This is a genomic window from Planococcus chinensis (assembly GCF_020071995.1).
In the GTDB taxonomy this organism is placed as follows: domain Bacteria; phylum Bacillota; class Bacilli; order Bacillales_A; family Planococcaceae; genus Planococcus; species Planococcus chinensis_A.
Genome location: NZ_JABWTK010000001.1, coordinates 235,556 through 249,237, shown reverse-complemented (window position 1 = coordinate 249,237; position 13,682 = coordinate 235,556). Strand labels below are relative to the sequence as shown.

The following is a 13,682-nucleotide window of genomic DNA, read 5'->3' as shown; positions in this document are numbered from 1 at the left end:
GCTTTTCTAATTGTTAATAATTTCAATTTGATTGATTTCACCCAGAACTTCAAGGATTTCTTTCTGTGCGCGCCTCCGATGAGATTGAATCAGCATACTGGCTGCTTTGCCATCTTTTGCACGCATGCAAAAAACAATCGCTTTATGTTCGGTAATTGAACGCAGCGGAAGAGGACGGTTCTTAATCGTAAATAATCTTGCCCGATACGACTGATCCGCAAAGCTGTCAATTACCGTTTTTAAACGCTTATTGTGCGCATACTTAATGATAGTTGCATGAAATAAATCGTCCAGATAAGACCATTTTTTTAAATCTTCTTGAGCGAGTGCCGCTTGCTGATCATCGATAATCGTTTCTAAATAATCTAATTCTTCTTCTGTGGCATTAGCAGTCGCTATTTCGATGGCCAGGCTATCGAGAGTGGTGATAATTTCATACACTTCTTTCAAATCTTCCTGCTCGATTGGTTCTACAATGAATCCACGTCTTGGAACTAGTCGAACGACACCTTCAATTTCTAATCGAACCAATGCTTCTCTGACAGGTGTACGGCTCATCTGAAGAGTTTCGCTGATTTCGCGTTCAAGAAGAGCTGTGCCTGGCGGAAGAATTAAATCCCGAATCGCAAGCCGTATTGTATGATAAGCCCTTTGAGGCAACCGATACTGTTCCATTCCTTTTAAATTCTGAATGAATAGTTGAAGTTCTTCTTCTAAATTCATACTTGATGTCACTCCAAACTATTTCAATTTTGCCTTTCGGCTTACTTATCATTCATTATAACTGCATAAAAAATTTCCAACAATTACTTACCAAACTTTCTTATTCATTAAAGTTATTTAATCCGCTCGGGATGCGTATACAGATTAAACGAGCCTTTTCGGATAAAACCGACCGTCGTGATGCCGAGCTCTTCAGCAAGCGACAGCGCAAGTTCCGTCGGGGCCGATTTTGACAGGATGATTTCGCAGCCGATCTTGGCCACTTTCAACAGGATCTCCGACGAAATGCGGCCGCTGAAAACGATCACTTTGTCGCGCACGTCGATGTCGTTTCGCAGGCAATGGCCGTAGATTTTGTCGAGCGCATTGTGCCGGCCAATGTCCATGCGCGGCAGGAAAAAGCCGTCGGTGCTGCAAAGCGCGGCGTTGTGCACGCCGCCGGTCTGCCGGAACATGTCGGCGCTGCCGTCAAGCTTTTCCATCAAGGAAAAACAGTCTTCCGGCGACAGGGTCACCCGGACGCTATCCATCGTTTTCGCCGTCAAGGCGTCGTGGGCAAATACAAAACCCTGCCGGCTCATGCCGCAGCACGATGTAACAAAGCGTTTGTTCTGCAAATTCTCATAGAACGGATACACTTTATCCGCTTCGATATGGACGATGCCCTGTTCGGTGTCGACGCGGATGTTCCGGATGTCGCGGTGGTTCGGGATGATGCCTTCCGACGCCAGAAAGCCAACTGCCATGTCTTCGATGAACTCCGGCGAGCAGACGATCGTGATGAATTCACGGCCGTTGATCCGGATGGTGATCGGCTCTTCGGTCACGATCCGGTCTTCCTGCCCGCTGAAGACGCCGTCTGTATAGCGGAGCACTGTCCGCGTTTTTTGCTGCTCTTTTTGCATAATCGCCAACCCCCCTTCCGAAAAACCATTTATTGATTGATTATTCCGTTAATTTATTGTAGCACTCTATGAAATTGATTATACTATTACCACAGAGGATAAAGCGCCGCAAAAGGACGGCGCCGTTTTTATTTTGAGGAATGAGGGAATGTTCGAGTAAAAAAAGGAGGTGCCGGCATGCCGGTCAAAATCAACGGTTCGCTGTATCCGTTCCAGGAAGGCCAGACGATTCTCCAGGTGATCAATGCGCACGGCATTACACATCCGCAGATCTGTTATTTGCCGGAAGTCGATCCGATCGAAACCTGCGACACGTGCATCGCGGAAGTCGACGGACAGCTGGTGCGGACTTGTTCCACCAAAGCCGCTTCCGGGATGGATGTCCGATTAGCTTCGGCCCGGGCAAAAGAAGCCCAAATGGAAGCGATGGACCGGATTTTAGAGAATCATATGCTGTACTGTACGGTCTGCGACAACAACAACGGCAACTGCAAAGTACATAATACCGTGGACATGATGGAAATCGAACACCAGAAATACCCGTTCGAGCCGAAATGTTCAACAGATGCCGTCGATTTCACTAATCCGTTTTACCGCTACGACCCCAACCAGTGCATCGCCTGCGGGCAGTGCGTCGAAGCGTGCCAGAACCTGCAGGTCAATGAAACCTTGTCGATGGACTGGGAACGGGACCGTCCGATTGTCTTATGGGACGGCGGCGCGAAAATCAACGACTCATCTTGCGTCAGCTGCGGCCACTGCGTCACGGTGTGCCCGTGCAATGCGCTCATGGAAAATTCGATGCAAGGCGAAGCCGGCTTTATGACCGGCTTGAAAGACGAAGTGCTGACGCCGCTGATCGATCTTGTCAAAGACGTTGAACCGGGCTACAGCGGCATCCTGGCAGTTTCCGATGCGGAAGCGGCGATGCGTGAAACCCGCACGAAAAAAACCAAGACGGTGTGCACGTTCTGCGGCGTCGGCTGCACGTTCGAAGTCTGGACGAAAGACCGGAAAATCCTGAAAGTCCAGCCGGTCTCGGAAGCGCCGGCGAATGCCATCTCCACCTGCGTCAAAGGGAAATTCGGCTGGGATTTCGTCAACAGCGAAGAACGCCTGACCACCCCGCTGATCCGCCGCGGCGATGAATTTGTCGAAGCCACGTGGGAAGATGCGCTCGACCTCGTCGCCAAACGCCTCGGGGAAATCCGGCGGGAGCACGGCAAGGATGGCGTCGGCATCATTTCTTCGTCGAAAATCACCAACGAAGACAATTACGTCATCCAAAAATTGACCCGCCAAGTATTCGAATCGAACAATGTCGACAACTGCTCGCGCTATTGCCAGACACCGGCAACGGACGGTTTGTTCCGAACGGTCGGCATGGGCGGCGATGCCGGCACCATCAAGGATATTGCAAGTGCAGGCCTCGTCATCATCGTCGGCGCCAATCCGGCGGAAAGCCACCCGGTTCTGGCGACGCGCGTGAAGCGGGCGCATAAGCTGCACGGCCAGAAACTGATTGTTGCGGACCTGCGGAAAAACGAAATGGCTGAACGCGCCGACATCTTTATCCGTCCGAAGCAAGGCACGGACCAGGTGTGGCTGATGGCCGTCACCAAATATATGATTGACCAGGGCTGGAACGACCAGCGCTTTATCGATGACAACGTCCACTATTTTGAAGACTTTAAAGAAGTGCTGGAAAAATACACGCTCCGCTATGCCGAGCAGGAAACCGGCCTCTCGCCGGAAACGCTCATCGGAATCGCCGAAGCAATCCGCGATGCAGACGGCACGTGCATCCTGTGGGGCATGGGCGTCACTCAGAACACCGGCGGCTCGGACACGTCCGCTGCCATCTCAAATCTGCTATTGGCGACCGGCAATTACCGCCGTCCGGGAGCCGGGGCGTATCCGCTCCGCGGACACAACAACGTGCAAGGCGCCTGCGATATGGGTTCCCTTCCCGCCTGGCTGCCGGGCTACCAGCACGTGTCGGATGATGCGGCACGCGAGAAGTTCGAACAGGCATACGGCGTCAAAATCAGCGACAAACCGGGCTTTGACAACGTGTCGATGCTGCGCGCCGTTGACGACGGCATCATGAAAGCGATGTATGTCGTCGGCGAGGACATGGCGCTGGTCGATTCCAACTCGAACCACGTCGATGAAGTCCTGTCGAAACTGGAGTTTTTCGTGGTGCAGGATATCTTCTTCTCCCGCACGGCGCAATACGCCGATGTCATCCTGCCAGCGGTGCCGTCGCTCGAAAAAGACGGCACGTTCACAAATACGGAACGCCGCGTGCAGCGGCTTTACCAGGCGCTGCCGGAACTTGGAGATGCAAAGCCCGACTGGTGGATTGTCCAGGAAATCGCGAAACGGCTCGGCGCGGACTGGGATTACAGCCATCCTGGGGAAATCTTCGCCGAAATGGCCAGCCTGACGCCGCTCTTTGCTCAAGCCGACTACGAGTCGCTCGAAGACTGGGAAAGCTTCCTGTGGGGCAGCCATGACGGATCGAGCACACCGCTCCTGTATGTCGACGGCTTTAACTTTGACGACAAAAAAGCGCGTTTTGCCTTGTCGGACTGGGTCGAACCCGTCAAGTTCGCGGCAGAATTTGACCTTCACATCAACAACGGCCGCCTGCTCGAGCATTTCCATGAAGGCAATTTGACGGACCGCTCAACGGGCATCCACGAGAAAATCCCGGAAAACTTCGTCGAAGTGTCGCCTGAACTCGCAGAAGCGCGGGACATTTTGGACGGTTCAATTGTCCGGCTGGTTTCTCCTTACGGCGCCGTCAAAGTGCCGGTCGTCGTGACTTCGCGGGTACAGGGCAATGAACTCTTTTTGCCGATGCATTCCACGAATAAGGAACGCGCCATCAACTTTTTGACCGGTCCGGCAACCGATCAGCGGACCAACACGCCGGCCTTCAAGCAGACGAAAGTCCGCATGGAAGTGCTGCAAAGGGACGGCCACAACCCGCTGCCAAAATCGAACCACCGCACCAAAAAGCGCCATCCGACTCGCGGCGTGGAAGTCGAACGCAAATGGCGGCGGCCGGATCACGTGCCGCTGACCGACCAACCGAAAGAAAGGTGATGTGCTTTGGCAACACCGATTACGCGAATCAAGAAAAAACAGCTCACACCGGAAGAGCTCAAGCTGCAGCGGCTTTTTGAACTGGAAACCCAGGTGGCCGAACAGCAGCAGTCGCTCAAAAAGGTGCTGGAAATTACCGGGGAACTCGATAAAGCGGGAATCCTGGATGCGGTCAATGCGATGGTGAAGGCACGCGAAGATTTGATGGATATCACTGTCCAGCAAGCCACACGCGAACCCGTCACGACGCTCATCAACAATTTAATGAATGCGGCGGGGGCGTTGACGGCCATTGACCCGGCGACGACGGCGAAACTATCGGCCAGTGTGCAGCGCGGCCTCCAGAACGCGGAAGCCGGCCAGTCCGATCGCCGCAAACTGAGCATGTTCGGCCTGTATAAAGCGCTGCGCGACCCGGACATCAACCGCTCAATCCGCTATGGCCTGCATTTTTTGAAAGGCATGGGGAAAGAGCTGGAGCGGAAGTAGAACTCTTCCGTAAGGTACGGGTTCAGAGTATGCATAAGAAAAGCACTCCTGACGTGAAGGTCGGAGTGCTTTTTTGCTTGGATTCTTTTTTATACTTCTTCCGAACGGTCCGTGGCCGGCGGCGGTGTGATGGAAAGGTCCGAAATTTCCTGGCGCCATTCCGATGTCATCTGGATGTCGAGTGCGCCGAGAGACGGTTCCAATTGTTCCAGGTTGCGGGCGCCGATGATCGGCGCGGTAACGCCTGGATGCGCCATGACCCAGGAAACGGCAAGTGACGCCGGGTGATGCCCTTTGTCTTTCGCATACTGCGCGAAGCGGTCAGCCGTTTCGAAGTAAGCGGCATCGGCGTAGCGCTTTTCGTAATTTTTCTGTTCGACGAGGCGGCCCTGTTCCGGCTTTTTGCCGCCGCCGTATTTGCCTGTCAAGAGCCCGCCGCCGAGCGGGCTATACGTAATAACTCCCATATTTTCTGCTTCTGCGAGCGGCAGAATCTCGACTTCCGCCTGCCGCTTCACGAGATTGTACATCGGCTGGATGCACTCGAATCGCGCCAGGCTTTCCCTGTAGGAAATGCCGAGTGAGGTCGCGATTTGCCAGGCCGCCCAGTTGCTGACGGCCGGATACAGGATTTTGCCCTGGCGCTGGAGATCGTCCATCGCCCGCAACGTTTCCTCGATCGGCGTTGCCAGGTCGAAGGCATGGACAAAATAGAATTCGATGCGGTCGGTGTTCAGCCGCTTCAGGCTCTTCTCCACTTCAAGCATGATGTGGCGTCGCGACAAGCCGCGGTTGTTGACGTCTGTTCCCGTCGGCCCGTTCACTTTTGTGGTCAGCACCAAATCGTCGCGGCTGTCTGCGATGCACCTGCCCAAAATCTCTTCCGATACGCCTTTGTTGTAGACATTCGCGCAGTCAAAAAAATTGATGCCAGCTTCCCGGCAGCGTTTGAACATCGCTTTCGACGTCTCTTCATCGGCATTGCCTCCGAATGACATCGTGCCAAAGCAAAGGCTTGATACTTTGATGCCTGTTTTCCCTAATGTGCGGTATTCCATTCGGTTTCCTCCTTTATGGATGGCGGATTGGTTTGGATTTCACGTGGTGTCTGAAAAAAATTGTGTAGGTCCATTATTGCGGAGTTGAATTTTTCAGTCAATTATTTCAATCAATCAACGGCATGGCCTTCTCCATAGAAAGAGCATGCCTATTTCCTGGGAAATAAAATTGGCGCCTAACGTAAAGTGCAAAAATAAAAGCGTGCCAGAAATCATTCTTTCTGGCACGCTTTCTATATAAGCTCTTTTAAATACATTTGGAATGCAGCGGCCATATCGTGTAGCGGCTCGCGTATCCGGCACCGCCACGTTTCTGTAACCGCTGCATTGGTATTCTGTACCCGATTATAACTCAAGAAAACAAAAAATTCAAACAATTTGAATCGCGGTTTGATTCATCTTATTTTACTCGCCTTTTTCTTTGCTTTCCTTCGTTACTATCCTCATCGCCGCAAGCAGCAGCACAATGACCACGGTGAGTATGCCGGCCATGAACAGCCAGGCGTATGTAAAGGCACCGGTCGCATCGACGATGTAGCCGAACAACGGCGGGCCGATGATGACGCCCCACGAACCGAGCATCAAACTGAAGCCGCTGGCAATGCCGGCTTGCCCAATCGGCACCAGTTCCGTCGCGGCATTCATCCAGATTCCGTTAAAGCCGGAAATGCAGAAGCCGAACAGGATGGTAATCGGTACAAGCACCCAAAACGGCGTACCCGGCGGCAGCAGCGCCATGCCGAGCGCTACTCCGATGGAAACAGCAGCTACGATTACGAGCACGATGATCCGCTTGCCGTGAAAGATGCTGTCGCTGATCATCCCCCAAGCCACCCGGCCGAACGAACCGCTGACTTCGGAAATGACGAGCAGCATGCCGGCAAGGACCAGCGGGATGCCAAGGGATTCATAAGCGAACAGCACAATATAGGTGTTCAAAATCAGCTGGCTCCCGCTTAGACCCATCGCACCGAGGCTGACCAAGACGAGCGGCTTTTCTTTAAACAGCTGCAAAATCGAAGCGAACAGGCGGGCCGGTTTCTCGGAAGCTCCGCTTTTTTCCTGCTCGGCTTGCGGGTCAAGATAGAATCTATAGGCAAAGATGCCGGTGAGGATCAGAAGCACGCAGGCGCCGATCATCACCGGGCGCCACCCAAAAGCCACAGCGGCCGGAAAAAGCAGCAGCGCAGCAAGCGCTGACCCGAGCGTTACGCCCATCTGCTTGATGCCCATGGCGGTTCCCCGCTTTTCGGAAAACCAGTAAAGGATGCCTTTGTTCGAAGTCGGATGCATGGCGCCGTAGCCCGCTCCGCCGAGAACGACCAACAGGAGGATCAGCCAGTAAAACGAAGTCACAGCCATCAGAATAAAGGAAAGGCCAAGGCAAAGCGACAACAGGAACAGCAGCCTTTTCGAACCGACGCGGTCCACCAGGAAGCCGGCCGGAATTGCAATGAGCGACTGGCCAAGGAACAAGGCAGCCGGCAGCATGCCGATCTGCGCTTTCGTCAAACTCAGGTCGTCCCCGATCAATACGCCAAGAGGCGCCAGGCTTCTGCCGACAAATGCCACCATGATCTGGGCAATCAGCAGCCAGGTCAGCATTCGCCACGGATTGACCGACAGAAAAGCCCCATTATGCAGGATTGTCTTGTTCATCTCATCATCTCTTTTCAAGCTTGGAGCGGCCGTTTGCCTGCCCCTTTAAGCAAAGTGTATTTCCAAGGATACCCGGATCCTAAAAAAAGCCTGTATAGAATGAATTCTATACAGGCCATGAAGTTCCTTGTTTTGTAGCTTATTCAATTGGATCGTTCTCTCTCTTAAATTTCGGAACTCAGGACGATTTCGCCTTCCGGGGTTTCATTGCCGGCTTCCGGTTCACGAGTGATGGCAATCGTGTCCCAGCCTTCCGTGTTTTCTGTGATCGAGTAATAGGCGGAGCCTTGCTGGTCTGCATCCGGCGTGAATGCACCCGCCGGCACCGGCTGCCCTTCTTTCAGGAGCCAGATCTGGTACACTTCATCGCCTTGGAGCTGTTCAAGCTGTTCCGCCTGCACTACGACTTCGAAGGAACCCTCTTCCTGGATGATGGCGGCTTTCGCCGATCCGCCAAAGGCTTCTCCCGGCTGGAGTTCGATTGACTGGAACGCACTTTCCGTTGCCGGCTGCTGTTCGTCCGCCAGTTTGAAAAATGCATAAGCATTGCCGAGAAGCGACAGCAGCAACACGGCAGCAATCAACGGCGTCCAAGGGCTGCGTCTGGCTTTCGGTTTGGCCATCGGCACCGTTTTTTCTTTTTCCACCGGACGTTCAGGTTTTGCCGGCTGTTGCGGTTCTTCTTCAAAAACATTGGCGAGGATCCGGGATTTCATTCCCACTGGCGGTTCTGTGGGTTCTGCAAGATACGGGAGCTCACCGACTGCATCCACCAGTTCGCGGCAGTCTGCACATGTTGCCAGATGCTGTTCAAATGCCTGTTTTCCTTCCGCTGTCAGTGTTCCATTCAGATAGTCCACTACCTGTTCACAGTTAGTATTCGTCATCGATAGCCCCCCTTTCTTGCACTCCGTGCAGTGTTTTTTTCAATTTACTTAACGCCAGCCTGATCCGGCTTTTGACCGTGCCAAGCGGAATATCGCACATCGTTGAAATCGTTTCATGGGTCATGCCTTTAAAATAGAACAGCTGGATCATTTTCTGCTGTTCGCCTGAAAGCTCCGACACTGCTTCTTGGATCTGTTCTTTTTGTTCCTGCCATTCGGCCAACTCGTCGACGGCCGTCTCGGAACTCACCAGGTCGCCGATTTCTTCAAGCGGCACCGCAGGCTTTTTCTGTTTGCGGATCAAGTCAATCGCGGAATTGCGGGACATGGTGAACAGCCAGGACGTGAATTTGCCCTTGCTTTCGTCGTACTCCCCTTTGCCCCGCCACAATTTGATGAATACTTCCTGCAGCGCTTCTTCCGCCAAATCGCGGTCTTCTGTCATTTTATACAGAAACGAGAACAGGATTTTCTCATAGCGGTCATATAATTGTTCAAGTGCAGCTTTATCTTTTTGCTGTATGCGCGTGTATAGCATAAAGTCGGAACTTTTCTCCATGGATGTTCTCCTTTTTTCCGCTGTCATTTCTCAAGCTTACTACAAAGGGAAAGGGAGGAGAATGCTGGCGGATTGAAAATATGGAATTTGTAGAAAATATGTGAAAATTGATGTCCAGCCAACCCTTCGATCACGGTTCTACTGACTAAACGCTCCATAACCGATTCTAGTTCACTTTCAGAACAATTAAAGACCTTATGTTTGATAAACTAGCGTCACATCGTTACCATTTTTATTTTATTCGAATTGTTTAATAAATGGTTAGAGGGGAATCCTAGCTATTAGGAATAGACAGTACATACCTACTCAAAGGAGGAAAAGAATTGGGACATTATGTAGAAGTGGAAAGCGGCGTCAAAGTATTCGTAGAAGATGTGGGCATCGGACAGCCGGTTGTCTTTATCCATGGCTGGCCATTGAATAACAAATCGTTTGAAATGCAAATTGGAGAAGTGGTACAGGCCGGGTTCCGCTATATCGGAATCGATTTGCGCGGTTATGGAAAATCGGATAAACCGTGGTCCGGCTATGACTACACTACTCAAGCAGGCGATGTAAAAGCCGTCGTCGATCACCTCGGACTTGAAAATATCGTGCTTGGCGGTTTTTCCATGGGTGGGCCGATTGCCATCCGGTATTTGACCAAATACGGAGCAGAAGGCGTGGATAAATTATTGCTGATGGGTGCGGCGGCTCCGCTTTTCACGCAGCGGAATGATTTCACCATTGGCATGCAGCCGGCTGAAGTGGATGACATCATCGCCCAAATCAAAAAAGACCGCCCTGCTTTTCTTGCGCAATTCGCCGATATGTTCTTCGAGCAGAAAAAATCGGAGGAATTTCTTGTCTGGTTCCAGTCGCTTGGCCTTGAAGCAGCGGCACATTCGACCATCCATTCCGCCATTGCCCTACGTGATGAAGACTTGCGGGATGAACTGGCTGGCATTTCCCTGCCGACTGCCATTTTCCACGGACAGAAAGACCAGATCTGCCCTTATGAGCTGGGAGAGGAATTGGAACGGCAAATTTCCAATGCTTACTTGGTGCCCTTTGCAGACAGCGGGCACGGCATCAATGGCGACGAGCCCGATAAATTCAACGAAGAATTGGTGCGGTTTTTGAAGGGTGCCACTGCCCCAAAAACGGAATAATTTCGTGGACCCTTGTCGGTTCAGAAAAAATAAGATGCAAACACGCCCAAAGCCATTCTTTGGGCGTGTTTCTTTTGTTCCCATTTGTGATGTTCAAATAAACAATATTGCATGGACTAGCTTATCTTCTGATTTTCTGGAGAGCCGCCGCAGAAACAGCAAGAATGGCTCCCAAAAGAATGAACAACCGCCAGTTTATTGAGTTGTTTTCGGCATCTTCTAAAACAAGTTCCTCTTTGTCGGCAAATACTGCATCTGCCAAATCCGTATTGGCGGTCGTCGGTGAACAAAGGGGATGCACCCAGTTCTCCCCTTCTTTGTTAAGGAAAAATAACAGACTCGAGTGAAGCTGGCTTTGCCCCCACATCAAATCTTCCTTTACTGTGATGATTTCTCGGTCCACGCCCTTAAAGCTTTTCTCAACCCTTACCGTCATCGTTTTCACACTGGTGCTTTCGCTGATTTCTTCTATTGTACCGATTATGACCGCGTCGTATTCCTCGTAAGCGATTTCGGGCGGCGCTGGTTCTTCACAGGACAAAGCGCGGCTGTATTCCGGCCATAAAACGATGGAGAGGAACAGCAAGACGATTATTAATTTTTTCATATCGGCACCCCTGATTTCCATTTACTCTCTATTAAATGAAGTAGACGGTGGCCTGATAAATTTCGTTTCGCCCACTCTTATTTTATTTCTCCAAAAAGTGATCTAAACCCAAAACCGCTCCGTTAGGTGTGTAAGAAATAAAAAAACGAGGAGTGGTTTTATGAAATGGAGAAAAATTTTAGCACCGGTACTTGGGGCAGCCTTGCTGATTCCCGGAATGGGCACCACCGCATTCGCGGATGAAATGCCGAAAACAGACACAACGGGCGTGGAGCTTCGCACGGCACTCGATTCCCTGTTATCTGAACACTATGTGCTTGCAGTCGATTCGATGATGAAAATTTATGACGGAGACCCTGCTGCTGAAGCAGCTTCCGCAGCGCTTGAAGCCAATGCGAAAGACATGGAACCGGTCATTGCATCGGTATACGGCGAAGAAGGCGGAGCGGCTTTCGGGGACATTTTCAATAAGCACAATCTTGGAACCGATGACTACGCGATGGCCGTAAAAGACGGCAACAAAGACATGGAGAAGCAATCACTCGATCAGATTCAGGCATTTACTGAAGACATGGCGGCTTTCCTTGCTACTGCAACCGAAGGCAAACTGCCCGAACAAGCAGCCCAATCGGCACTCCGTGAGCACGAAGATTTCGTCCAGGACACATTCGACCTTTATGCAGCCGGTGAATACGAAGCGGCTTATACGTCTTACCTGGCCGGCTCCAAACAAATCTTCGGCGCTGGCAGTGCCATCAGTGGCGCAATTGCAGCGCAATTCCCGGACAAATTTACCGATCCGAATACAGCAGCCGGTGATTTCCGCTCAACTGTGAACCGCATCGCCGCTGAACATTTTGCCTTGGCACAGCTCAGCATGGCAAAAGGCTTTAACGGAGCCGAAGACTTCGACTTTGCCGATTGGGCACAAGACCAGAACACTGAAGAATTCCGTGCAGCCATTGCATCTCTTTACGGAGAAGAAGCAGGTACACAATTCGTCCAGATTTGGGACAATGAACATATTTCCATCCAAAGCGAATTAGCGGCAGCCGCGGCTTCAAAAGACCAACCGGCTGTGGACCAGGCGACAACGGCTTTAACCGGAGACTTTGCTGAATCATTAGGAACATTTCTGAGCACAGCTACGGAAAACCGTATGCCAAAAGACGGCACAGTTGCCGGAATAACAGCTCACGAACAATCGGTTGCCGACACGTTCAATCAGTATGCAGCCAGTGACTACGATGCTTCCTACGATTCTTACCGTGCGGGCTACGCTATCATGTTTGATATCGGAAAAGGCTTGAGTGCAGCCGTTGTTGATCAGTTCCCGGACAACTTCCAAACGGCAACGCCAGAAAAAATGCCGAAAACCGGCTTTGGCGGCACTGCTGAAGAGTCCAATACCATGATGCTGTGGGTTGTATTGAGCAGCTTGATCTTAGCTATCGCTGGAACTGTTACGTATTGTCAAAGTAAACAATCTTAAGTGGGTGAGAGAGCGATTCGCTCTCTCTAGTCCCGTTTGGAAGGAGAGCTGAAAATGAAGCCTTTTGTGACCATGGGCATCGCCGTTTTCTTGTGCGGCGTCCTGTTTTTCCTGCTGAACCCTTTAGCAGAGGATTCTCTTTTAAATGAAACAGCCAGCCCCTCGGAAGAAACTGCGAGTGGCTTGGCAGCAGAAACAAAAGAAGAGCCAGCTGTCGATAAAATTGCTGAATTTCCGGTCTTTCCTGAACAACGGGAAAAACTGAAAGCCTTGCAGCAAAGCCGGCTCGAAAGCACCAAAGGCATGGAACCCGTTTTCATTGATATTCCTTCAATTAATGTAAAAGCGGCCATCGAACCGACGGGTGTTTTGGAAAACGGCGAAATGGGCGTCCCCGAAAATGTAGATCAGGTCGGCTGGTTTGAACCGGGATACAAACCCGGTGCGAAGGGCCATTCCGTATTTGCAGGACATGTCGACAGCTTGACCGGCCCGGCTATTTTCTATGACTTGAAGAAAGTGAAAGCAGACGAAAAAGTGGTGTTAACGGACGCCGACGGGCGAAAGATGGTATTCAACATCACCGCCATCAAGAGCTACGAAACCGATGAGGCACCGATTGAAAAGATCTTCGGAAAATCGGATGCGCGCATGATCAACCTGATTACATGCACCGGAGATTTCAACCGCTCGATCGGTTCGCACGAAGAGCGGCTGGTCGTCACGGCGAAGCTCGTTTCAGACTCCGCTACTGCCGAAAAGCTCCCTGCTCCACCGTCGCAAGTGACGGCCACTTCCTCTAGTCTTTCCTGGCATGCGGTGCGGGATGACGCCATTATCGGCTACCGAGTGTATGAAGAAAATCCGGAAACAGGCGAAATTAAGAAAATCGAAACGGTTTCCCTGTTTGACCGTAAAAAAGTGGCCATTCAAAATACTGCTGGCAAACGCTATTTCATCACTTCCGTTGATGTCGATTTGAACGAATCGGAAAAAGCGGAAGCCATGCAATGAATGTTATTTCTGAAGATTGTCGGA

General features: G+C 51.4%; 12 protein-coding genes. 5 read left to right on the top strand and 7 right to left on the bottom strand.

All coding sequences use genetic code 11. The features are described from left to right. Positions 1–6 precede the first annotated feature (6 nt). Complete coding sequence (locus HU147_RS01265) at positions 7–723, bottom strand: GntR family transcriptional regulator (protein WP_036811486.1); 717 nt, start codon at positions 721–723, stop codon at positions 7–9. A gap of 113 nt (positions 724–836) precedes the next feature. Next, complete coding sequence (gene fdhD, locus HU147_RS01260; RefSeq protein WP_224074511.1) at positions 837–1,628, bottom strand: formate dehydrogenase accessory sulfurtransferase FdhD; 792 nt, start codon at positions 1,626–1,628, stop codon at positions 837–839. 177 nt (positions 1,629–1,805) lie between these two features. Here fdhD and fdhF point away from each other — a divergent pair, with 177 nt between their 5' ends. Together fdhF and HU147_RS01250 are read left to right on the top strand one after the other, a co-directional pair. Next, the gene (gene fdhF, locus HU147_RS01255; RefSeq protein WP_224074510.1) at positions 1,806–4,742 is read left to right on the top strand and encodes a formate dehydrogenase subunit alpha; all 2,937 of its coding nucleotides are present in this window, start codon (positions 1,806–1,808) and stop codon (positions 4,740–4,742) included. A 6-nt stretch (positions 4,743–4,748) separates the two neighbouring features. Continuing rightward, entirely contained in the window at positions 4,749–5,231 is a 483-nt protein-coding gene (locus HU147_RS01250) for a DUF1641 domain-containing protein (protein WP_224074509.1), read from the top strand. Between the two features lie 89 nt (positions 5,232–5,320). Here HU147_RS01250 and HU147_RS01245 read toward each other — a convergent pair whose 3' ends face one another. From HU147_RS01245 to HU147_RS01230, 4 genes are all read right to left on the bottom strand, one after another. After that, positions 5,321–6,289: an aldo/keto reductase gene (locus HU147_RS01245; protein ID WP_224074508.1), complete on the bottom strand. Its 969-nt coding sequence runs from the start codon at positions 6,287–6,289 to the stop codon at positions 5,321–5,323. A 405-nt stretch (positions 6,290–6,694) separates the two neighbouring features. Next, entirely contained in the window at positions 6,695–7,948 is a 1,254-nt protein-coding gene (locus HU147_RS01240) for an MFS transporter (RefSeq protein WP_224074507.1), read from the bottom strand. A 164-nt stretch (positions 7,949–8,112) separates the two neighbouring features. Next, positions 8,113–8,835 carry an anti-sigma factor gene (locus tag HU147_RS01235; protein ID WP_224074506.1) on the bottom strand — a complete coding sequence of 241 codons (723 nt, stop codon included), beginning with the start codon at positions 8,833–8,835 and terminating at the stop codon, positions 8,113–8,115. Beyond that, positions 8,822–9,394, bottom strand: coding sequence for an RNA polymerase sigma factor (locus HU147_RS01230; protein ID WP_224074505.1), 573 nt, complete (start codon positions 9,392–9,394; stop codon positions 8,822–8,824). The genes HU147_RS01235 and HU147_RS01230 overlap by 14 nt, the downstream gene beginning before the upstream one ends. A 323-nt stretch (positions 9,395–9,717) precedes the next feature. Between HU147_RS01230 and HU147_RS01225 the strand changes: the two genes are divergently transcribed. Beyond that, positions 9,718–10,545 carry an alpha/beta fold hydrolase gene (locus HU147_RS01225; RefSeq protein WP_224074504.1) on the top strand — a complete coding sequence of 276 codons (828 nt, stop codon included), beginning with the start codon at positions 9,718–9,720 and terminating at the stop codon, positions 10,543–10,545. Positions 10,546–10,666: 121 nt separating this feature from the next. On the opposite strand, the gene HU147_RS01220 is transcribed toward HU147_RS01225, so the two are convergent. After that, complete coding sequence (locus HU147_RS01220) at positions 10,667–11,152, bottom strand: hypothetical protein (protein ID WP_224074503.1); 486 nt, start codon at positions 11,150–11,152, stop codon at positions 10,667–10,669. A 160-nt stretch (positions 11,153–11,312) separates the two neighbouring features. On the opposite strand from HU147_RS01220, the gene HU147_RS01215 reads away from it, so the two are divergent. Further along, the gene (locus tag HU147_RS01215) at positions 11,313–12,644 is read left to right on the top strand and encodes a hypothetical protein (RefSeq protein ID WP_224074502.1); all 1,332 of its coding nucleotides are present in this window, start codon (positions 11,313–11,315) and stop codon (positions 12,642–12,644) included. A 54-nt stretch (positions 12,645–12,698) separates the two neighbouring features. After that, positions 12,699–13,658 (top strand): class F sortase, encoded by a 960-nt coding sequence (locus HU147_RS01210; RefSeq protein ID WP_224074501.1) that lies wholly within the window; start codon positions 12,699–12,701, stop codon positions 13,656–13,658. Positions 13,659–13,682: the final 24 nt, after the last annotated feature.